The organism is Sphingobacterium sp., assembly GCF_039596235.1.
In the GTDB taxonomy this organism is placed as follows: Bacteria; Bacteroidota; Bacteroidia; order Sphingobacteriales; family Sphingobacteriaceae; genus Sphingobacterium.
This window is the reverse complement of sequence record NZ_JBCNKE010000002.1, coordinates 399,470-420,916: the sequence shown is the minus strand read 5'-3', so window position 1 is coordinate 420,916 and position 21,447 is coordinate 399,470. Positions and strand designations below refer to the sequence as shown.

Below are 21,447 nucleotides of genomic sequence, written 5' to 3'. Positions count from 1 at the left end.
GCTAGCCCTTCAGGTTAAAAACACCCATAAATTGTAAAAATTTAAATACTATTTCAATTATGATTCTATAAAAAGCGTTAGAGAACTGTTATTTTCATACTTTTACTTGTACATACATATAATAAAAAAATAACCAAGAAGTTTTAATTCAGGAAAGCCAGTTCAGCATCAACGATCATACAACGTATAAAACAATACAACTTATCAGGCTACTGAAATGCTTCCATCATTCAATATATAATCAGCGTTCTCATGAAAAGAAAACTGGCGTTTCTTAGTTTTACATTTATTTTATTCGGAAGTAATCTATCCGCCCAACAAAACGCAGCCTCAAAGCAAGCACCGCTTCAACTGGCACGGACCATTTTGGCGGATCAAAAATTAAAGTACGTGGATAGCTTAGCCCGGCAGGTTATCAAAGAAGGCTTCAATGCCGGAAGTGGTTATTCCCAGATCTGGGCACGGGATCTCAATACCTTTATAGAAACTGCATTGGAGGAAAGGTCCCCGGCTGATGTCCGGGGTGCGATTCTCCTATTTTTTAAAATGCAACAACCTAATGGCGAGATGGTAGATGGCTATGTACTCAAGAAAGATTTCACCTGGCATGATGATACCCCCTATTACTCAAAAAATGCACCCGAGCATGTTGGATTTAAAAATACAGTCGAGACTGACCAGGAGAGTTCTTTGATTCAGCTATTGGGGAAATACATACAAAAAACCCAGGATTACAGTATTCTTGATGAATCCATTGGAGGGCTCTCGGTCAAAGAACGGGTACAACTTATGTTAGATTACCTCAAACGAGAAAGGTACAATGCAAAATACAAGCTGCTCTGGGGAGCTATGACAGCAGACTGGGGTGATGTCCAGCTGCACGATGATTTTGGCTGCGACTGGAATAATCTTTCGAATGAGGCTATTGATATATATGACAATGCCATGCTTATCATTGCCTTACAGCTATTAATTGAAATACAACCCAAAGCGAAAGAAATTACCGACTGGAAGACCTTTAAAAAAGAGCTTGAAACGAACAGCAGACGCTATCTCTGGGATCAAAAAAGAAAGAAATTTATTCCCCACATCTACCCCAAATCATCTCCTCTACCGAAAGGTTTTGATGAAAACAAAATCCACTATCATGGTGGAACGGCAGTTGCCATTGAAGCCGGTTTGCTCAAAAGAAATGAAATAGCTATTGTAAATAAACAGATGCTGGAAAATGTTCGCCTATCCGGAATGCCCAGTATCGGGCTTACCCTTTACCCCACCTACCCCACAGGATTTTTCAAAGGCTGGATGGCGGAGCCTTATCACTATCAGAATGGTGGTGACTGGACCTGGTTTGGTGGCAGAATGATCCAGCAGCTGATCCGATATGGATTCTATCAGGAAGCTTACGACGAACTAAAGCCAATGATTGACCGTGTGGTCAAAAATAAAGGTTTTTATGAATGGTATGGGAAGAACGATGTCCCCAGTGGATCCGGAAAATTCAAGGGTTCGGCGGGTGTATTGAGCAAGGCGATCGTCATGATCAATCAATGGGCCTCTGAAACGGTCGCTCAATAACGATAGTTTTGTCGATGAAATGATCCAATAGCTTGTCGCTACTGGATCATTTCAGGTTTTAATAATCTCTTCGGCTTTCAACCGTATAGGTAAAACTTTCGGCCCGATAGAAACCTAGATTATATTCAATCGGTTTTCCAGACTGATCAAAAACGAATCGCTTGCGTGACAAGATAGGATCACCGATATTGATTTCGAGTTTATCTGCTATAAATTTATTTGCAGCAACAGCGTCAATCTCCTCTTGCGAAAGATCAGCTACGACATGGTAGTCAGCTTCCAGTATTTCATACAGTGGACGTTTAAAATCTTCATCACCTGTCAAACCGATACGTGGATGGAAATACGAGATAAAATAGACGAAAGGATCGTCTTTCTTGCCCCGCAAGCGCTCCAACTTCAATAGCTTTTGATCTTCTTCAACAGCAAAAAACTGTGTAACGGCTTTATCCGGCACCACCCAGCTTACATGTAACTCAAAATTCTTCACCTCAATGCCACGATTCTTCATTTCCTGCGAAAAACTCAGCCAGTTTTTGGATTTCGAACTGAATTTTGAGCTGGCTACCTTGGTACCGATCCCTTTCTTTCTGATCAACAGCTCTTCATATACAAGTTTATTGATCGCCAGGCGTAACGTAGAGCGTGAAATAGCCAGACGCTTGGCCAGTTCAATCTCATTGGGCAATAATTTTCCTTCAATATATTCCGGTTGTTTTATCAAGTCCCGCAATAAATTCTCTGCCTGTATATGCAGTGGAACCGGGCTTTTATGGTCTATTTTTAAATTCATTACGTAATATTGCTTAGGCTAAATTAAGATTTTTTGCATAATTAAAAAAATAGATATATGTTTGTATGTATATACATATAAAACTTATAAACCAGGTATGTCTAAGAATTTTATCCTTATTTTATGCATCGTTTCACTGGGAGGCTTACTTTTCGGATTCGATATGGCTGTTATTGCTGGAGCTCTGCCGCTGGTCAAGCAGTTTTTCGGATTATCCCCTGTTCAGGAAGGTATTTTTGTTAGTTCAGCATTGATCGGATGCATTATAGGTGTATTTTTCACCGGGTCTTTTACAGACAAATATGGTCGCAAACAGGCTTTTATTGTTGCTTCCTTATTATTTTTATTATCTGCAATCGGTTGCGGATTGAGCCCAAGCTATACTCTATTGATTCTGAGCAGAGGCATTGGTGGACTGGGTGTTGGTATCGCTTCGATCGTCGTCCCCCTGTATCTCGCCGAAATATCGCCCAGTAAATTCAGAGGCAGATCGGTTACCTGTTATCAATTGGCAATCACGTTTGGTATCCTGATCGCTTATATTAGTAATTACTTTATTCTTCAATTGCATTCGTTGCCGGAGACGGAGCTGTGGCGCGGTATGTTTTTAGTTGGAGCGATCCCAGCTATTTTACTCTCCCTGGGCGTATACTTTATTCCCGAAAGCCCACGCTGGCTTGCAAAAAATGGACGCAATGAAGAGGTCGCCCGCATTAGCGCCAAACTCGGTCTGACAGATCTGCATGATTCACCGAGTCCGGCCAAAGGTCATATCCGGGAACTGTTTTCCCCAATTTACCGTAGAGCTTTTCTCCTGGGATTATTTTTACCTTTGTTTTCCCAGCTCAGCGGCATCAATGCGATCGTCTATTATGGTCCCAGTATCCTGCTTGAATCAGGGATTTCCCTAGCGAACTCCTATCATGCACAACTATTTTTCGGTGCAGCAAATGTCTTATTTACCTGCTTTGCCATTTGGAAAGTGGACAATTGGGGAAGAAGACCCTTATATATTTTGGGCACATTGGGTGCGACCATCAGTTTGATTGCCACCGGTTATCTTTTTAGTCTAGACCAAACAAACAATGTTGCATTGATTGTTTCCATCCTTTTATTTTTATTTTTCTTTGCTTTTTCTATTGGTCCATTGAAATTTGTGGTGGCTGCCGAAATATTTCCAAATGCCATACGGGCTAGGGCAATGGGGATAAGTATTATGGTCATGTGGATTTCGGACGCGATCGTTGGACAGCTGACACCGATTTTACTTGCTTCGTGGGGCGCCCATTATACCTTTTGGTTATTCGCCTTTTTTTGCGCAATAGCTTTTGTGGTTGTATTCATTTATCTGCCCGAAACAAAAGGAAAACCTTTGGAGGATATCGAAAAATATTGGATTGAAAAATCAACGAAAAATCCCCACAATCAAAACACATAATATCATATTAAAACATCATATCAATTAAGTCAACTTTTATATACGCAATCAATAACATTATGTATTCCAATACTCAAACGACATCTTTTCAATACGACATCTTACCTACATTTCCAGTTCAGGGCCAATTGTCAAACTCTTATCAGGAGTTGGTGGATCACCTGATCGAACATGATATACATTGTATAGATGGATTTGTTGGCGTAAATTGGGAAATACCTGTGGCACAGATCCAGCAGGAATTTGTTAAACGGGGATTAACGGTACGGTTTGTTTCGATGGAAACAGCTTTCTTGCCGGAATCAATTATTCAGGAGAAAGTTGCCCCTTACTTGGGCGGTGATGATCCATTATTTGGGAAAAAAGCGCCCCTCCAACTGTCCGCATATTTTGATGCCCTGAAGTTAGCCGCTTTTGACGAAATGCTAAACAATACTGCTACCAATGAATATGTCATCTTTTACGGTCCGGGAGCCGCACTTTTAGATAACCCCAGCAAGGTGATGTACATCGATCTACCCAAAAATGTACTTATTCAACGGATGCGTGCCGGACTGGCCTGGAACTTGGCTTGTGCAAAGCAAACGAATCAAAAAGAACTTTACAAACGTTATTATTTTGTTGACTGGGAAATCCTCAACCGACACAAACGGGCGATATTATCCCGGGTGGAGATTCTAGCCGATCAGCAATCTCAGGAAAATCTGCCCTGGATTATAGGAAGCGACTTAAAAGCAACATTACATGCCATGTCTGAAAACTACTTTCGGGTAAGACCTACATTTGAGCCCGGCGTGTGGGGTGGGCAATGGATGAAGGAGCATTTGACAGGTATCGAGCAACAGGCGAAAAACTACGCCTGGTCTTTTGAGATGATCGTTCCCGAAAATGGTATATTACTGGAAGGCAATGGACTGGTACTCGAAATTTCATTTGATCAGCTGATGTATCAGGAAAGCTCAAATGTCCTAGGTACTGCACAGCCCCATTTCGACGTCGAGTTTCCAATCCGGTTCAATTTTCTTGACACTTTTGACGGTGGCAATCTTTCCATTCAGTGCCACCCTAGCCCAAATTATGCCAAAACAGAGTTTGGAGAAAATTTCACACAGGATGAATCCTATTACATCGTTGACAGAAAAGGCGATGCCCAGGTCTATCTGGGATTTCAGGAGGATATAGATGCGGATCAATTCCGTACTGTGCTTGAACAGAGTTTCCATACGGGTGAGCCAATTGCAATTGACAAATACGTCCAAAAATTTGAATCCCAAAAACACCAGCTGTACCTGATTCCCCATGGTACCGTACACTCCTCGGGTACTAATAACCTTGTATTGGAAATCAGCGCCACCCCATACAACTACACCTTTAAGATGTACGACTGGGTACGTCCAGACTTAGACGGGAAGCCGCGCCCATTGAATATCGACAGAGCCTTCTCCAATCTCAATTTTAACCGTAAAGGTGAAGTTGTCAAGAATACGCTTCTTTCACAACCTCAGGTTAGCGAGCTGGATACACAATCGAAAAAAGTACATTTACCGACACATGAGGATCATTTTTACGATGTTTTCAGGTATGAATTTGAAGATGAAGTAAGCATAGAAACAAAGGGACAATGCCATATCATGATGCTCGTTGAGGGGGAAGCCGTTGAACTGACGACTGCCAATGGAATGAAAAAAATCTTCCATTATGCTGAAACCTTTGCTGTTCCGGCAGCTGCGAAATCCTATTCACTTCGAAACCTGGGAACTACTCAGGCAAAGGTTATACAGTCTTTTGTCAAAGACTCCAAATGTTAATTTAAATAAACCAACGAAAAAAAGCATCATGAGAAATTTATATTTCGCGTTATCTACTTCATTGTTAATCTTATCTTGTAATGGTGGAGGAAATAAATCTACGGCTAGCACCACACAACATTCTGCTCTGCAGGATAGTAGCTTCCAGCTGGTCAAAGATATGGCGACCAATGTTATAAAGGCAGGGTTCAATGCTGGCGACGGTTACAGTGAGGTGTGGATCAGGGACTATAATACCTTTATTACCTTGGCCACCAAAGTACATCCACACGAACAGATCAAAGACCAGCTTGGTATATTTTTTAAATTACAGGGGACAGACGGCAATATCGCCGATGGCTTCGTTAAAAAATCCAACTTAAAAAACGGTGTTTCGGACTATTATACAATTACAAATCCCCTGGCACCGGAATATGCCGCACATAAAAACACCGTTGAAACCGATCAGGAAACGTCTCTGATCCAAGCAGTACATAAATACATCGCCGCAACCAAGGATACCGCTTTTCTGGCGCAAAAAATAGGTGCTACAAGCGTAAAAGACCGCATGGAACAGGCTTTGCAATTCCTGATGGATAAACGCTACAATACCACATACGGTTTATTATGGGGGGCTACAACCGTCGATTGGGGTGATGTACAACCTGAACATGATTGGGGTGTGCATCTAGACGAAAACTCCCATATCGCATTGGACATCTACGATAATGCCATGTTTTTAATAGCACTGGACAATTATATTGATCTTTTCCCTGAGAAAAAGGAAAAGTGGGGCCAGGTTCGGGAGAGGATAGCCAGCAATACAATGAAACACCTTTGGGACGATAAAAATCAAAAATTTATCCCGCACATCTACATCAAAGGATCGCCATTTCCGAAAGATTTTGATGAAAATCAGATCTACTACCACGGCGGAACAGCAGTCGCCATCGAGGCTAACCTTCTTAGCAAAGAACAGATCAAAACCTCTTTGCAAAAAATGATCAAAAATGTAAAAGATGCAGGGGCTGCCACTATTGGCTTAACGGTATACCCAACCTATCCGGCTGGCTTCTTCAAAAACAAAGGTATGTATCCTTATGGTTATCAAAATGGTGGGGATTGGACCTGGTTTGGCGGCAGAATGATCCAGCAATTGGTTAAAAATGGTTTCCAACAAGAAGCCTACCAACAGATCAAGCCCATGTTGGAACGTGTTCTTAAAAATAAAGGCTTTTACGAATGGTATACCAAAGACAATAAACCTGAAGGTTCGGGAACGTTCAGAGGCGAAGCTGGAGTACTTTACGATGCGATCAACCTATTGGAGAATTCCGGAAAATAATCCACAGCATTTATATAAGACAAAAAATAGGGTTGGCCAAAAAGATCGGCCAACCCTATTTTTAGATACACTCACTCTCATTTTATCATCCCTAGAACTTGATTGTATCTGTAGCGATAAATGGCAAGCGGTAATTACCGGTATCTACGTGAATTTTAGCCTGCAATACCTTTAAGTCCACATTGTTTCCGCCAGCTGCTTGATAGATATATACATTTTTCAAATTGGGAACATCTTTCAAATTCGCCAATCCGTTTACGGTTACTTTGGTTCCGACCAGATTCAGATACACCAGCTTTTGCAGCCCTTTCAGTTGCAACAAACCATTATCGGAAACTTTGGTATTCTCGAGGTGCAAACGAGAGACGAAGGGCATGGATTTTATCGTAGCCAAGGCTTGATCTGTGATAGCCGTATGACCGAGTTTCAGCTGAACGATGTTTTCTTTAATCGCCAACAGATCCTGTAGATCCTTGTCATTGAACTGGGGATAATTGATGGCATTGACCTGAACTAAATTATTTTCTTTGGCCACCGGAATAATTTTAATGCCTTTTGCCTGCCAGGCATCCATTTTTCCTTTCGGTAAATCCGGTGCTTTGGGGAAATCCGCGTATAATACTTTAGGAGCGTCCTGCTGACCTGTCTCCAATTTTTTCAATATGGCAGCAATTTCCTTGGACTGTGTAAGTTGCCCCACTTTTTTATCAAAGCTCGCTCCCTGATCGATCCACCAGGCAATCAGTTTGATCTGGTCGGGACTGATCGGTGTGCGCCCTTTTGGCGGCATTCTTTTTTTGTCTCCCGCCGGCAGGATCAAACGTTTATACAGCTCACTTTCCTTGGATTTGTTAGCTAACAATACTTTACCATTCTCCCCTCCTTTTAAGAGACTTTCCTTTGTATGTAAGGCCAATTCGCCCTCCTTTTTCCGGTCGCCGTGGCAGCTTTGACACCGTTGTTTCAATATGGGCTGTATAATACCCTCATAGACGAAAGCCTGTTGTACGTTCTCAACAATCAGAATCTCTTCATTGCTTTCCTCCACAGCAAAGGTCTTTTTCATCGCCTGCGGCATCGCTTCAATAAAATAACCTTTTCCATGTGTTAAGGTACCCCCATAATGTCCTGTGATACCCAGCAATATAACCAAAAGCGAAAATACCCCAAAGCGGAACCGAACGATTTTTCTTGACCATCGCAATTCCCGGCTTTTTTCCCGATAAAGAAGATAAAGCAGTATGCTACATCCTGCGACCACAATGCCTAACCATTGGTGGTAATTGAGTACCTCTATTTCATATCCACCATTGCGTGAAAGCAGAAATCCGGAGAGCGCTGCAAATACAGCTGCCGTACTACCTAAGAATAAAGACAATCTAATTGCAGGCCGATATGGATTTTCCTTTTTGAAAAACTCCAAAAACGCCATCACAAAAGCGATCACTAAAATTCCGATGGGGAAATGCACTAAGATGGGGTGAAAACGTCCCAAAAAGGCCATTAATTCTTCAAGGAAAACCATCATTCTTTATATCTGCCTTTGAGTAAGTTCAACATATATACATTTACTGACCATTGGTCAGCGACGGGTTGCTGTGTAAAAGGCAATGTAGGCAGATAGCCTGCCGGGCCAAACTCCGTTGTGATGGTCAGCAGCTTCGCTCCTCTTTGTTTGTGTTGGTTAACGACCTCGTCCCACCAGGCCAAATGTTGATCTACAGTATGTTTCCATTCTGGCGCTGCCGGATCATTGACCTGCGGTCCTTCCGGATGTCCGATTCGGGCGTGGATATGTTCTGTCCGGGAGAGTGCTAACGCGACTGCCTCCTGCTGGTCATTGAGCAGGGACTCATGTACATTGCACCAATGTGAAATATCCAAAGCAAGTCTTAAAGCAGGAATTTTAGCTAAATAATCCTTCGTCAGGTGTGCCGCAAAGCTAAATCTACCCCGATGTGTTTCGTGATATACCGGAATATGCTGTTTTTCCATCACGACCTTACCTATGTCGATCAATTGTTTATTCTGGTCAAAGGAATAATACTCCTTACCTGTATGACAGTTGATGTAATCCGGTTTCATATGGGCAGCTTCTTCCAGATTACGTTTAAAGCTTTCGCGGTACTGTTCATAAGAAGCTCCAGAACCGCCCGAAAGCAAGCCTAAGCTCAGGCCGTATTTTTGTAGGGCATCCATCATTTCCTTCCGTTCTTTCAGATCGCCGGGTAGCCAGGCTTCGACACCATGATAACCTGCTTTCTTAACACGCGCACAAAACTGGTCCCAGGAATCGGCATTTCCCCAATTGGTACAATAATATTTGATATGTAGTTTCTCTTGCTTCTGAGCGAAAGCTGTAAAAAAATTGGCCAGCAGCAGTATTGATAATAGGAATCCTTTCATTAGTTAAATAATCGCTTGTATAAGTTCGCCTTCCACATCCGTCAACCGGAATGGACGGCCCTGAAATTCGTAAGTAAATTTTTCGTGGTCGAAGCCAAGGAGATGGAGCATAGTTGCATGGACGTCGTGTACGGAAGCCCTTCCTTCAACACCCGCAAAACCGATATCATCTGTCTGTCCATAACTGATCCCATTGCGGACACCTCCACCCGCCATCCAAATGGTATAGGCATCCGTATGATGATCGCGTCCCAGGAAGGGCATATCACTATTATCCCGGTTTTCCTGCATTGGCGTCCGCCCAAACTCACCACCCCAAACAACCAGCGTATCTTCGAGTAGACCACGCTGTTTTAGATCCAAAATCAATGCGGTCATCGGGCGATCAATTTCACGACATTTATTTCGAAACCCAAGATCTATCGAGTCTGATGCATTTGTTCCATGGCTGTCCCAGCCCCAGTCAAATAATTGCACAAAACGCACTCCCTGCTCAACGAGCTTACGAGCCAACAGGCAGTTGTTTGCAAAAGACTCCTTTCCGGGCTCAGTACCATATAACTCGTGGATATACGCCGGCTCATTATTGATATTCATCACCTCAGGTACCGCAACCTGCATTTTATAGGCCATCTCATATTGCGCAATCCGCGACAGTGTCTCTGGATCCTTAAATGTGTCATATTCGGTTTTATTCACCTTATTGATCGCATCAATAAGGTTTCGTTTCATATTGCGGTCCATTCCTTCAGGATCGGCGATATACAAAACGGGATCACCCTTTGAACGACATTGAACTCCTTGATAAACTGATGGTAGAAAACCACTTCCCCAAACACTCTTTCCCGCATCTGGTGTTTTACCACCCGAGGTCAATACCACAAAACCTGGTAAATTGCTGTTTTCCGAACCTAGGCCGTAGGTCACCCAGGAACCGATACTCGGGCGGCCCAGTCGGGCACTCCCGGTATGCATAAACAGCTGTGCTGGTCCATGATTAAACTGATCGGTATGAACAGCTTTCAAAAAACTAACCTCATCAACCACCTTACTGAAATGTGGTAAATGGTCAGATACCCAAGCTCCACTCTGCCCATACTGCTTGAAGGTAGCCTGTGGTCCCAGCATTTTGGGTACTCCCCGAATAAATGCAAATTTCTTTCCGGCCAAAAGTGATTGTGGACAGGGTTGATTATGCAATTTCTGCAATGCAGGTTTATAATCAAAAAGTTCAAGTTGTGAAGGGGCTCCTGCCATATGCAAATAGATGACACTTTTGGCCTTGCCGGGGAAATGTGGTGATTTCGGGATCAATGGATTCAGGGCATTCAAATCCAGACTCCCTTTGGTTTTTGACGAATCCCAACCACCACAACTTGCCAATAGACTTCCAAGGGCAATGCCACCGATGCCAGCAACACAGTCTTTCAAAAAATGTCTTCTTGTCACAGCTTTCAATTCAGATTGCTGGGCTTCTTCAATTAGTTTATTCAGATCTTTCATTCAAGTAAATCTTTTAATCGTATGATTCAATCACAGCAACTTACGATTACCTCTATATCGCTATTATTTTGGGTTTCTTTCAATCTCACTCACTCACTCACTCACTCACTCACTCACTCACTCACTCACTCACTCACTCACATTAATTATTCCTAAGCTTATGCGTTAGGATTTTGTCAGGAATTCATCCAAATTCAATAAGGCATTTGCCACCATCATGTAAGCGGCTTTTGATGACAGTTTTTTACCATCGACCTTAGCAGAATCACCGCCCACATATTTCGCTGCGGCAGCGGGTGTTTTATTAAATTCCGCGAGCGCCTTTTGATAAAGGAGCTCGAGGTCGGCAATCTTCTTGGGATCAGCTTCCTTAAGCATTGTTCTTCGATATCCCGCACCGATGCTATTTTTGGGATTCCCTTTGCCTTCTCGTTCCATGATTTCACCCAAATGTTTTGCCGCCTCCAGGTATACTGGATCATTCAGTGTTGCCAGCGCCTGTAATGGTGTATTTGTCCGAATACGATCAACCAGACAAACTTCCCTACTGGATGCATCGAAGGAAACAAAGGAAGGATATGGGCTAGTACGTTTCAAAAAGGTATAGACACCACGCCTATATTGATCTTCACCCTCACTTTTCACCCAGGACTCACCGCTATACACAGTCATCCAAACCCCATCCGGTTGATAAGGCATGACACTGGGCCCATACATTTTATTGCTTAACAATCCACTGACGGCCAAAGCCTGATCGCGGATCTGTTCGGCCGAAAGACGGAATCGCGGTCCTCTTGCGAGATAATAATTCTGTGGATCCTTTTTTACATTGTCACTATTTAGTCTCGAAGATTGCCTATATGTACCCGAGAGGACGATTTCACGAATCAACTTCTTCATGCTCCATTTTTTTCCGTTCATAAGATCCAAGGCGAGATAATCCAATAATTCACGATGGATTGGCGGTGTGCTCTGGGTGCCCATATCACCTAAAGGCTCAACGAGTCCCCGACCGAAGAGCTGTGCCCAAACACGGTTAACCAAAGTTCGGGCTGTCAATGGATTTTCTTTACTAACAATCCATTGCGCGAAGCCCAAGCGATTCCGCGGGGCTCCTTTTGGAAAATCATGCAGTGACTCCGGAACCATGGGTTGTACTTCCGCCCCCAGTGACAAACGGTTACCGCGGATAAACACGTTGGTTTTCCGCCGCATATCTTTCGGGTTTTCGATCATAACTGGTACTCCCTCGGGCTGTAGATTGACAAGCTGCAAAAAGGTACGTTGTAAATGCTGATTTTCCATCGGTTTCCCGACAGGAAAATCTTCACGAAAGGCAAACCATTCAATCATGCATATGGGCTGTCCGCTGGCGACCGATGAATTCTTAAACAGCAGGTAGAGATCATGCACACCTGAAGTCGCGGCGATCGGCGCTTGAATCACCTGCCGGCCTGATGTTTTAGGTAAATCTACATTCGCCAGCAGTGGGCCAGTGGGGGTATTAAGGTGCACCTCCATTTTCCCGCCGACCGCATCCGTCCAAAAGTTCATGAAGAGTTGTCTTTTACCATCTAGCGTAATCGCTTTTAAACGGGCCGACCCACTGTTACGTACCCCGAGCCATTTCGTATCGTACAGAGCCCCGTCTACGATCTGATCACTATAATGTGCATGGATCTTGGGTTCAAGTGTATGTAGAAATAGGTCTGCGGACTTTGCTTCGCTGACATTTCCATTAGCTGCCAGCCAATGCTTAATGCTATCGATACGTTTTTCGTCCTGGGTACCGTAAAAACGAAGTTTTGGATGATCCCCCTGGGTATCTTCATCTCTTGTATTGTTGAAAAATGCCAGTGATTTATAGTATTCTTCAAACTTAAATGGATCATAGGTATGGCTATGGCATTGCACGCACTCAAATGTTGTGCTCAACCATACCTGGTAACTGGTATTTAGACGATCCAGAACAGCCGCCATTCGGAACTCCTCACTATCGGTTCCTCCTTCATCGTTATTCATGGTGTTACGGTGAAAAGCCGTCGCAATAAGCTGATCTTTCGTTGGCTGAGGCAAGAGGTCTCCGGCCAGCTGTTCAACCGTAAATTCGTCGTAAGGCATATCTTTATTAAGCGCCTTGATCACCCAATCGCGATAGGGCCAGATACTACGGGATCCATCCTTTTCATAACCTTTGGTATCGGCATACCGCGCCATATCCAACCACCAACTTGCCCATTTCTCACCGTATTTGGAGGAGGCCAATAAGCTATCGACTCTACGGGAATAGGCATCGTCATTCTCATCTTCAATAAAAGCACGAGTTTCGGCCAAGCTTGGTGGTATACCGATGAGATCCAAATAAAGTCTTCTTAACAAGGTGGCCCGATCAGCTTCATCAGCAAAAGTCAGGTCTTTGGCCTTTAATTTATCCTGAACAAAATAGTCAATGTTATTGTTCACCCCTTTGGGTTTTATTCCAAATAGTCCCGCAAACGAAAAGGCTTTGGGTACTTCAACTTCTTTGGGTAAAGTATAGGCCCAATGTTCCCCCCACTTTGCCCCTTGATCAATCCATTTTTTTAGGATGTCGATCTCATCATCATTGAGTTTGGCTGCATTGTAGGGCATACGTAATTCCGGGTCATCCGACAGCAATCTTTTCATAAATTCGCTATGTTCCGCATCCCCTGGGATAATCGCAGATTTGCCCGACTCAGCTTTGGCGAAAGCTTCATTTTCAAAAAGAAAACTAAGTCCGCCACTTTTCTTCACCCCACCATGACAGGTGATACAATGTTTATTCAATATCGGTTTGACATCTGCACTAAAATCTATTTTTTCCTCTTTGCGGAATGTAAATATTGCAATGCAGGTGACAACTAAGGCCAATGATACGAACACCATTATTTTTCTATTCATAGCAATAAGGTCTATTCTATAGTAGTCAGTTATTAGGTTTATTTATAATTCTTATGTAGCTATTCCAGTATCAGTTAATTGGATAGTTACAAGTAAGTCAATATCAGATTGGATATTTATTTATAAATTTAAAGAAGAACAATGGGATATACTAGAACTAGATTAACAGAAATATAATCGATATTACCCTCACATGGGTCAATCTTCGTTTTTACCCCTATTCGCGCCATACGGTTCCATTCAGCACCCTATAACAATTTGGTTACGATACCTTAATCAGCATCGCTTTTTATACCTTTAATCTGATGCTAAGCCGATGTTCTTTCTGTTACGGTCTACTTTTCCTGTCTTTCCAAGCGATAGCCGATAAGGCTGGCGATTATTAATGGGTCAGGGCTTGGAAGCATAGGATTTGCTCTTGGAGATATGAAAGGAAAAATAAGATACAACAAGGGTAAAATAAGCTATAAAAAAGCCTAAATAGTGTCAGCCTTTGATTGATATGACCACTAAATTTGTAAAACCATCCACATAAATTATGAAATACGGTTTTCTTATACTACTATTTTTCGCAGCGCGGCTTGCTACTGCGCAACTATCTCCTACTTATAATCTCAATTTTACAGATCTTGCAGCGCGATGGGACGAAGCCATTCCTCTAGGCAATGGTCAGTTAGGTGCATTGATATGGAAAAAAGAGAATACCATTCGATTTTCCTTAGATCGTGCTGATCTCTGGGACGAACGAAAGGCATTTGAGGTTGAAAAACACGATTTTAGCTGGGTACAGCAGCAATTGAAAAACAACAGTTATCAGACTGCACAACTATGGGGTGATTCACCTTACGACCGTTCCCCCTATCCCACCAAATTACCTGCGGCGGCAATGACCTTTAACTTAGCTAAATTCGGAAAAGTTGTATCCAATGTACTGGACATACAAACTGCTGTACATACACTGAAATTCGATGATGGAAAAACGCTGACCTCTTTTGTCCATGCAACCAGTCCACTGGGTTATTTTGAAATCACAGCAAAGAACATGGGCGACCTTGGTCCAGAGCTTGTTGCGCATCAATATGAAAACAACAACAATACAGACGAACAAAAAAGTGTCGTTGATGGTCAAAGTTTAGCTCGCTTGGGCTACAAACAGGGGAAGATTGTTAAAACCGAAAGTGCACAGCTATTACATCAGGAAACTTATGATCATCACTTTTTTGAGGTTATGCTATGTTGGAAAAAAGTCTCATCAACCAAATTGATCGGCTATTGGATGATCAGCAATGATCAAAAGATCAAGAAACAAGTGCTATCACTCAAACAATTTGAAAAGGCTAAGCGAAGCCACCTCGCATGGTGGACTCGCTATTGGTCTAAATCCAACATTTCCATTCCTGAAAAAAATCTCGAAAAGCAATATTACCTGGAACTGTATAAATTGGGGGCTACAGCGCGTCAGGGAGCTCCCGCAATCACCCTGCAGGCTGTCTGGACAGCAGATAATGGTGGCTTACCGCCATGGAAGGGAGATTTCCACAATGATCTCAATACGCAGCTAAGTTATTGGCCGGCTTATGCCGCCAACCGAATGAAAGAAGCTCAAAGTTACACAGATTGGTTATGGAAAATCAGACCCAAAAATCTCGGCTACACCAAACAATATTTCGGAGTTGACGGATTAAATATTCCCGGTGTACTCACCTTAAATGGTTTCCCGATGGGTGGATGGATCCAATACTCTCTGTCACCTACAATCAGTGCCTGGACAGCCCAACATTTTTATTGGCAATGGAAATACAGTATGGACCCTACTTTCCTCAAAGAACAGGCCTATCCTTATATTATAGAAGCAGCGACCTATCTAAAAAATATAACTTATCTCAAAGATGGAAAACGCTATCTCCCCCTGAGCAGCAGCCCCGAATATAATGATAACAGCACTGCCGCCTGGTTTAATAGTTGGACCAATTTTGATCTCAGCCTGGCACATTATTTATTCGCTATAGCAGCCGAGGTCAGTGCAGCTAACGGCAAAGCCGAAGCAGCAAAAGCATGGACACGATATGGCGCTGAATTGCCCAATTTTGCCATAGATGAAACTGGTCTCCGCGTTGCAGAGGGTCTAAGCATGAAGCATTCACATCGGCATATGTCACCTTATATGGCTATTTATCCCTTAGGAATACTTGACATCAATAATACACAGGACAAATCGCTGATTGAAAAATCGTTATCACATTTAGAACAATTGGGCACCAGAGCCTGGGTAGGATATTCATTCTCCTGGATGGCCTGTCTCCATGCTCGGGCGAAACAAAGCAAACAGGCTGTCGTAAACCTACAGAAGTTTGCCCATAACTTTTGTTCCATCAATTCATTTCACCTTAACGGCGACCAAAACGGTGGTCAGTATTCTGATTTTACTTATCGCCCTTTTACGCTGGAGGGAAATTTTGCCTTTGCACAGGGTGTTCATGAATTGTTGATTCAGAGCAAAAATGATTATATAGAAGTTTTTCCGGCCACTCCCGAAGAATGGAAAGATGTATCCTTTAAAAACCTAAGAACAGCGGGCGGATTTATTGTAAGCGCAGAAAAGAACAATAACAAAATCACCCTGTTGAAAGTAACCGCTAGCCAAGATGGTATCTTCCGCATTTTTGAAAATGCAGATCTTCAGGATATTTCAACTAAAAAGCGGCTTTCAAAAGATAAGAATTTGCAATATATCAAACTGAAAAAAGGTCAAACAGTTCAGCTAAGTAGCCTCTAATCTACCCACATTATTGAGACATTATGATTAACCGAAAAAAATTTATCCAGCTAAGTGGTCTAGGCATAGGCGGTCTATTTTTCAACAAGAGCCTTGCCAATGCCCCTGTCACTAAAACAAAAAGTAGCAGGCACAAAACTGACAAAGTTAAATTTGGTGTTATTGCTGATCTTCATTACGACCTCATACACGACGGAGCACGCCGTGCGAAACTCTTTATTGAAACAATGAAAAAAGAAAACCCTGACTTTATTATTTCCTTGGGGGACTTTTGTTTTCCAAAAATGGAAAATAAGGAGTTAATGGATATCTGGAATGACTTTACCGGAGAAAAACATTTTGTGATCGGTAATCACGACACCGATGGAGGGTTCACAAAGAAACAAGTAACCGATTTCTGGAATAGTCCTGCCCCCTATTATTCGTTTGACAAACAAGGATTTCATTTCGTCGTCCTGGATGGTAACGAGAATAGTCAAACAAAAAAAATTGAAGGTTATCCACGAAGTATCAGTCAAAAACAATTGCAATGGTTGAAAAAAGATATCCAAAGCACTAAAAATCGAGTGATCATCTTTTGTCACCAGGGATTGGATAATGAAAATGATGGACTGGAAAATGGCATGGCTGTTAGATACCTGTTAGAGCAGCTGAATATGAAAGCAGGATTCAAGAAAATTCTACTTGTCCTAACCGGTCACCATCACCTTAACTATCATAATGAGATCAACGGAATTCACTATGTACAAATCAATAGTGCCTCCTATTACTGGGCTGGTGATACATTTGAAAGCAAAGCATTTGATGAAGAGTTTTACAAAAAACATCATATTCTAAGGCGGACATTGGTTTATCGGGATCCTATTTGGGCGACAGTTAATTTAGATCATAAAAAAAACATCCATATTCAAGGGACGGAAACCACCATGGCCGGGATACCCTTGTCTCATGTTGAAATAGACATTCATAAAAATGTATATCCTGTCAGTTCGAAGATCGATAACAGGCATCTACAGTATTAAGCACAATTTATCCCCTTCGCAGGAATAACTAAAAACAATGGCCAGAAGAAGCTTACCGTCGCTCTCTGGCCATTATCTAATAATTTGGTCCTTATGCTTTTGTCAAGCAATAATACACTTAAATACAATATTTTTATTAGGGTAATTGAATTAAAAACTCATCCTTTGGCAACCTAAATTTCTTCAGCTTCAACAACCAGTCCTCCTCACCTAAGCGGTAGCCTAATGGTAACAAAACAACACTTTTTAAACCTCTTTTATCCAATCCCAATAATTTATCCAGCTCCTCGTTAGAAAACCCTTCCATCGGTGTGGCATCTACTTTCAGTTCCGCTGCTTGAGCAATGGCCATTCCAAAAGAAATATAAGCTTGTTTAGCAGCATGGGCCGCCTGTTGTTCTTCAGTAAGTGCAGCAAACATCCCTTTCAACCTATTTTTGTATTCATCGGTTGTATCCAATGGTAGTCCCCTATGCGTGTTCATATGATCAAAAGTTGCATCAATCCGCTCATCTGTGTATTTATCCCATGCCGCAAAAATCAAAAGATGCGAACTTTCTGCAACAATTTGCTGTCCCCAAGCAACAGGTACAATCTGCTCTTTCAATTGCTGATCAGTAATCAATATAACACGAAAGGGTTGTAAGCCTGAAGAACTCGGTGCCATGCGCGCTGCTTCGATAATTTTGTCCACGTCAGTTTGATCAACTTTTTTTGTTGAATCGTATTTTTTGGTCGCATAACGCCATTCTAATGTTTCTAATAATGCCATTTTCTTTTGTTTATTTTCTTGTCAATTTTATTTTTCGTCCCCTATGATTAAGAGGTTTTCTATTCTAAATTTCATAAAAAAAACTAAATCTAGAAACAGTAAATGAATGAATGTCTCTATTTTAATTGTGATATTACATTATAACTACATAAATGTTCAAACACAGAAAAAATAGAGGACAAGCGTCATGATTGAAAAGCCGGGACGAAGGCTTTACTTTTCTGCATCGGATTATCTATTTTTTTTGAGACCTTTGTTTATCTTTAATTATACACGAAAACAAAAAAAGCGGCATGTCTATTACCAACGAGAATGAATTGACCGGAATGCAAAAGGCAAGCATGGCAGTTGCCCATACGCTTAAAGCAATGTGCGACTATGCTAAAGTAGGAATGTCAACCAAGGAATTGGATGAATATGGGGCGAAAATATTAGCGCAATTTGGTGCAAAATCAGCGCCGGCGCTGACCTACAATTTTCCAGGATGGACCTGTATCAGTGTAGATAACGAGTTTTGTCATGGTGTTCCCTCTGCAGATCGTCTCTTACAGGAAGGAGAACTCATCAATATTGATGTATCGGCGGAACTTGATGGTTTTTGGGCTGATAATGGCGCTTCTTTCGTGATCGGTGAGGATATTCATCATCATCAGAAATTGGTGGATGCTTCTAGGGAGATCCTTGAAAAAACCATAAAAAATATACGTGGTGGTGTCAAAATTGCAGACATTGGCCAACTGATGGAAACAGAAGCAAAAAAGAGAGGTTATAAAGTGATCAAGAATCTCGGTGGCCATGGTATTGGACGCAGTTTACACGAAGAGCCAGACGAACTGCTCAATTATAGAAACAAATTTGATCAAAGACGATTTAGAAAAAATTCAATTGTTGCTATCGAAACCTTTATCTCAACAACATCTACTTATGCAACTGAATTAAATGATGGCTGGACAATGGTCGGTGACAAAGGAGGATACATGGCGCAACATGAACATACCATCATGATTACGGATGGTGCACCAGTCATTTTAACGGCAGACAATGGTATATTTCATTAGAAAAACCCTCATACCCAACCGCTTTATATCTTCAAATAAAATCAATTTATCGACTTTTAAAACTTCTATGGACACCCCAAAAATATAAGGGGCCTCTCTTGACGAGAAAACCCCCAAATAATATATTTTATATGGCTATCAGATCTTTCCTGTACCGATCAAATAGCTTCTTTTCCAATGAGAAGAAATGTAAAGTACCTTTTGATAAGTATCCAGTGGGATGAATATCAATATTTAAGTTTTGCCTATTTGATTATGATATAAAGGTAAATTATTTCATCAAATAAAAAAGTGACGAAAATCACATTTTACATAAATTCTGTAATTATTTTAAAAAATATTTTTATCCACACCTTTAAAACAAGCATGGGGCGCCGGTTTGTACAATTGCTGTTATCCTAATAGCGCTTTATTTAACTTTAAAATGGGTATTTTTGATTTATAAAAGTATATTGCTATTGAAAACAATAAAATTCCATAAAGGCGAATGCGGTGTTGAATTTCTGTTAAATGTATTGAATCAACAGGAGACCGACTATACCCATCACGAAACCTATTATAAGGACTTTTTTGAAATTCTATTTTTCAAAAAAGCGAAGGGACATTTGCGATTGGGACAGGAAGTCATCGAATTGACGGATAACAACATTATCTTTATTTCCGCGTTTCAGAAGCATACCTGGGAATTAGATCCTGCTCATCTGGAATTCAGCACCTTGATTTTCCAGGAAGATTTTCTTAATGAGTTTTTCGCCGATAAGCTTTTTACTTATCGACTGCTATATTTCTACCAGTTACACCATACGGTGAAACTCGTAGCCGATGATGTACATCTATCCAAGTTTTATACGCTGCTTGCAGAAATAAAATCCGAGCTTGTTCAGACACAGGCGGACAGTGCACACATTATCCGCTCTTTATTATATTACTTACTACAGACCTTGAACCGAAAGTATGCTAAACTGAACGGGCTTTCATTACAAAAACCGGAGAATAATTTTGCCTATCAATTTAGGAGATTACTCGAACAGCATATTCAAGAAAAACAACGGATCAGTGACTATACGACACTGATGGGTATTAGTCGTATCACGCTGAATCATGCCGTTAAAGCGCAATTCAATACAACGGCAACACAATTACTTAAACAGCGGTTGTTATTTGAAGTGCAAGATTTACTGGTACATTCAGGCAAATCGATCAGTGAAATTGCTTTTGAACTGAATTTCTCCGAACCTAATCATTTGATGCGTTTTTTTAAGTCCCAGACGGGCAAAACTATTGGTGCTTTTATGGAGGAACTTCGGTAATGCGGCAATTTGGAACTGTTAATTTTGGAAAAAAGCCGACAGTCGGCAAGAATAGCATAACTGTCAGCTTTAGAACTTTTAATTTTGTGCCAAGAAGCTTTCTGTCGTTTGAATCTGCGCATAAAAGAAGGCCAATGCTGCGAGAAAAGCATGATGCACCTCATGCGCTTTCACCGTATTTCCATTAATTTCCAGATCACGTGTTGCGCAGGCATCCCCTATTACTGTACATGGGAAGCCAAAATCAACCGCCGCCCTTGTCGTGGCATCAATGCACATGTGCGTCATCATACCGACAATAACAAGCTCAGTAATTTGATTGGCTTTCAAATAGTCATAAAGTTCTGTTTCTCTAAAGCTATTCGGGAAATGTTTTTGGATCACGGTCTCTCCCGGTAATGGTTTAACGTTCGGGTGGATATCAGCTGCACGGGTGCCCGCTACAAAAAATGGCATTTTTGCAGGATCCGGCGAAATATGCTGAATGTGAATAATTGGCGCTTTTCTTTCTCTGAAATGACTAATTATTTTTCCCGCATTTACACTGGCGGCGATAGGGTTTACAAGTTCCATTCCACCATTTTCAAAATATTCATTTTGAATATCGATGACAATTAACGCTGTGGTATTCATATTTTCTATATTATTATGTTTCGTTAGTACAAAATTAGTCTGTCGACCGCGGAGGTTACTACCAAATATATTGTCGATGCTACCATTTTGATAAGAAAGATGTT

General features: G+C 41.6%; 15 protein-coding genes. 8 read left to right on the top strand and 7 right to left on the bottom strand.

Annotated features, from left to right (window positions below; translation table 11 throughout):
• Positions 1–252: 252 nt before the first annotated feature.
• Positions 253–1,578 carry a hypothetical protein gene (locus ABDW32_RS05950; protein ID WP_343560400.1) on the top strand — a complete coding sequence of 442 codons (1,326 nt, stop codon included), beginning with the start codon at positions 253–255 and terminating at the stop codon, positions 1,576–1,578.
• Positions 1,579–1,636: 58 nt separating this feature from the next.
• Here ABDW32_RS05950 and ABDW32_RS05945 read toward each other — a convergent pair whose 3' ends face one another.
• Complete coding sequence (locus tag ABDW32_RS05945) at positions 1,637–2,371, bottom strand: GntR family transcriptional regulator (RefSeq protein ID WP_343560398.1); 735 nt, start codon at positions 2,369–2,371, stop codon at positions 1,637–1,639.
• A 97-nt stretch (positions 2,372–2,468) separates the two neighbouring features.
• Here ABDW32_RS05945 and ABDW32_RS05940 point away from each other — a divergent pair, with 97 nt between their 5' ends.
• From ABDW32_RS05940 to ABDW32_RS05930, 3 genes are read left to right on the top strand one after another with little or no spacing between them, the layout of a single operon-like run.
• The gene (locus ABDW32_RS05940; protein WP_343560396.1) at positions 2,469–3,809 is read left to right on the top strand and encodes a sugar porter family MFS transporter; all 1,341 of its coding nucleotides are present in this window, start codon (positions 2,469–2,471) and stop codon (positions 3,807–3,809) included.
• Between the two features lie 59 nt (positions 3,810–3,868).
• Complete coding sequence (locus tag ABDW32_RS05935) at positions 3,869–5,617, top strand: class I mannose-6-phosphate isomerase (RefSeq protein ID WP_343560394.1); 1,749 nt, start codon at positions 3,869–3,871, stop codon at positions 5,615–5,617.
• A 28-nt stretch (positions 5,618–5,645) separates the two neighbouring features.
• Positions 5,646–6,941, top strand: a complete 1,296-nt coding sequence (locus ABDW32_RS05930) for an amylo-alpha-1,6-glucosidase (protein ID WP_343560392.1) — start codon at positions 5,646–5,648, stop codon at positions 6,939–6,941.
• Positions 6,942–7,032: 91 nt separating this feature from the next.
• On the opposite strand, the gene ABDW32_RS05925 is transcribed toward ABDW32_RS05930, so the two are convergent.
• The 4 genes from ABDW32_RS05925 to ABDW32_RS05910 form a co-directional block, all read right to left on the bottom strand.
• Positions 7,033–8,469 (bottom strand): DUF2231 domain-containing protein, encoded by a 1,437-nt coding sequence (locus ABDW32_RS05925; RefSeq protein WP_343560390.1) that lies wholly within the window; start codon positions 8,467–8,469, stop codon positions 7,033–7,035.
• Complete coding sequence (locus ABDW32_RS05920; protein ID WP_343560388.1) at positions 8,466–9,347, bottom strand: TIM barrel protein; 882 nt, start codon at positions 9,345–9,347, stop codon at positions 8,466–8,468. Before ABDW32_RS05920 ends, ABDW32_RS05925 begins: the two co-directional genes overlap by 4 nt.
• 3 nt (positions 9,348–9,350) lie before the next feature.
• Complete coding sequence (locus tag ABDW32_RS05915; RefSeq protein ID WP_343560386.1) at positions 9,351–10,850, bottom strand: DUF1501 domain-containing protein; 1,500 nt, start codon at positions 10,848–10,850, stop codon at positions 9,351–9,353.
• A gap of 165 nt (positions 10,851–11,015) precedes the next feature.
• Positions 11,016–13,772, bottom strand: a complete 2,757-nt coding sequence (locus tag ABDW32_RS05910) for a DUF1553 domain-containing protein (RefSeq protein ID WP_343560384.1) — start codon at positions 13,770–13,772, stop codon at positions 11,016–11,018.
• Positions 13,773–14,310: 538 nt separating this feature from the next.
• Between ABDW32_RS05910 and ABDW32_RS05905 the strand changes: the two genes are divergently transcribed.
• Both ABDW32_RS05905 and ABDW32_RS05900 read left to right on the top strand, forming a co-directional pair.
• Positions 14,311–16,548: a glycoside hydrolase family 95-like protein gene (locus ABDW32_RS05905; protein ID WP_343560382.1), complete on the top strand. Its 2,238-nt coding sequence runs from the start codon at positions 14,311–14,313 to the stop codon at positions 16,546–16,548.
• A 23-nt stretch (positions 16,549–16,571) separates the two neighbouring features.
• Positions 16,572–17,570 carry a metallophosphoesterase gene (locus tag ABDW32_RS05900; RefSeq protein ID WP_343560380.1) on the top strand — a complete coding sequence of 333 codons (999 nt, stop codon included), beginning with the start codon at positions 16,572–16,574 and terminating at the stop codon, positions 17,568–17,570.
• Between the two features lie 136 nt (positions 17,571–17,706).
• On the opposite strand, the gene ABDW32_RS05895 is transcribed toward ABDW32_RS05900, so the two are convergent.
• Positions 17,707–18,342 carry an NAD(P)H-dependent oxidoreductase gene (locus tag ABDW32_RS05895; protein WP_343560378.1) on the bottom strand — a complete coding sequence of 212 codons (636 nt, stop codon included), beginning with the start codon at positions 18,340–18,342 and terminating at the stop codon, positions 17,707–17,709.
• Between the two features lie 293 nt (positions 18,343–18,635).
• Between ABDW32_RS05895 and map the strand changes: the two genes are divergently transcribed.
• Together map and ABDW32_RS05885 are read left to right on the top strand one after the other, a co-directional pair.
• Complete coding sequence (gene map, locus ABDW32_RS05890) at positions 18,636–19,400, top strand: type I methionyl aminopeptidase (protein WP_343560376.1); 765 nt, start codon at positions 18,636–18,638, stop codon at positions 19,398–19,400.
• Between the two features lie 458 nt (positions 19,401–19,858).
• Positions 19,859–20,710: an AraC family transcriptional regulator gene (locus ABDW32_RS05885; RefSeq protein WP_343560374.1), complete on the top strand. Its 852-nt coding sequence runs from the start codon at positions 19,859–19,861 to the stop codon at positions 20,708–20,710.
• A 78-nt stretch (positions 20,711–20,788) separates the two neighbouring features.
• On the opposite strand, the gene ABDW32_RS05880 is transcribed toward ABDW32_RS05885, so the two are convergent.
• Positions 20,789–21,343 carry a cysteine hydrolase family protein gene (locus ABDW32_RS05880; protein WP_343560372.1) on the bottom strand — a complete coding sequence of 185 codons (555 nt, stop codon included), beginning with the start codon at positions 21,341–21,343 and terminating at the stop codon, positions 20,789–20,791.
• Positions 21,344–21,447 lie beyond the last annotated feature (104 nt).

Bases quoted from the DNA above. Each gene is read 5' to 3' on its own strand.
- ABDW32_RS05880 (WP_343560372.1), bottom strand. From the start codon at position 21,343: ATGAATACCACAGCGTTAATTGTCATCGATATTCAAAATGAATATTTT.
- ABDW32_RS05895 (WP_343560378.1), bottom strand. From the start codon at position 18,342: ATGGCATTATTAGAAACATTAGAATGGCGTTATGCGACCAAAAAATAC.
- ABDW32_RS05900 (WP_343560380.1), top strand. From the start codon at position 16,572: ATGATTAACCGAAAAAAATTTATCCAGCTAAGTGGTCTAGGCATAGGC.
- ABDW32_RS05940 (WP_343560396.1), top strand. From the start codon at position 2,469: ATGTCTAAGAATTTTATCCTTATTTTATGCATCGTTTCACTGGGAGGC.
- ABDW32_RS05905 (WP_343560382.1), top strand. From the start codon at position 14,311: ATGAAATACGGTTTTCTTATACTACTATTTTTCGCAGCGCGGCTTGCT.
- ABDW32_RS05925 (WP_343560390.1), bottom strand. From the start codon at position 8,469: ATGATGGTTTTCCTTGAAGAATTAATGGCCTTTTTGGGACGTTTTCAC.
- map (WP_343560376.1), top strand. From the start codon at position 18,636: ATGTCTATTACCAACGAGAATGAATTGACCGGAATGCAAAAGGCAAGC.
- ABDW32_RS05915 (WP_343560386.1), bottom strand. From the start codon at position 10,850: ATGAAAGATCTGAATAAACTAATTGAAGAAGCCCAGCAATCTGAATTG.
- ABDW32_RS05920 (WP_343560388.1), bottom strand. From the start codon at position 9,347: ATGAAAGGATTCCTATTATCAATACTGCTGCTGGCCAATTTTTTTACA.
- ABDW32_RS05910 (WP_343560384.1), bottom strand. From the start codon at position 13,772: ATGAATAGAAAAATAATGGTGTTCGTATCATTGGCCTTAGTTGTCACC.
- ABDW32_RS05930 (WP_343560392.1), top strand. From the start codon at position 5,646: ATGAGAAATTTATATTTCGCGTTATCTACTTCATTGTTAATCTTATCT.
- ABDW32_RS05945 (WP_343560398.1), bottom strand. From the start codon at position 2,371: ATGAATTTAAAAATAGACCATAAAAGCCCGGTTCCACTGCATATACAG.
- ABDW32_RS05950 (WP_343560400.1), top strand. From the start codon at position 253: ATGAAAAGAAAACTGGCGTTTCTTAGTTTTACATTTATTTTATTCGGA.
- ABDW32_RS05935 (WP_343560394.1), top strand. From the start codon at position 3,869: ATGTATTCCAATACTCAAACGACATCTTTTCAATACGACATCTTACCT.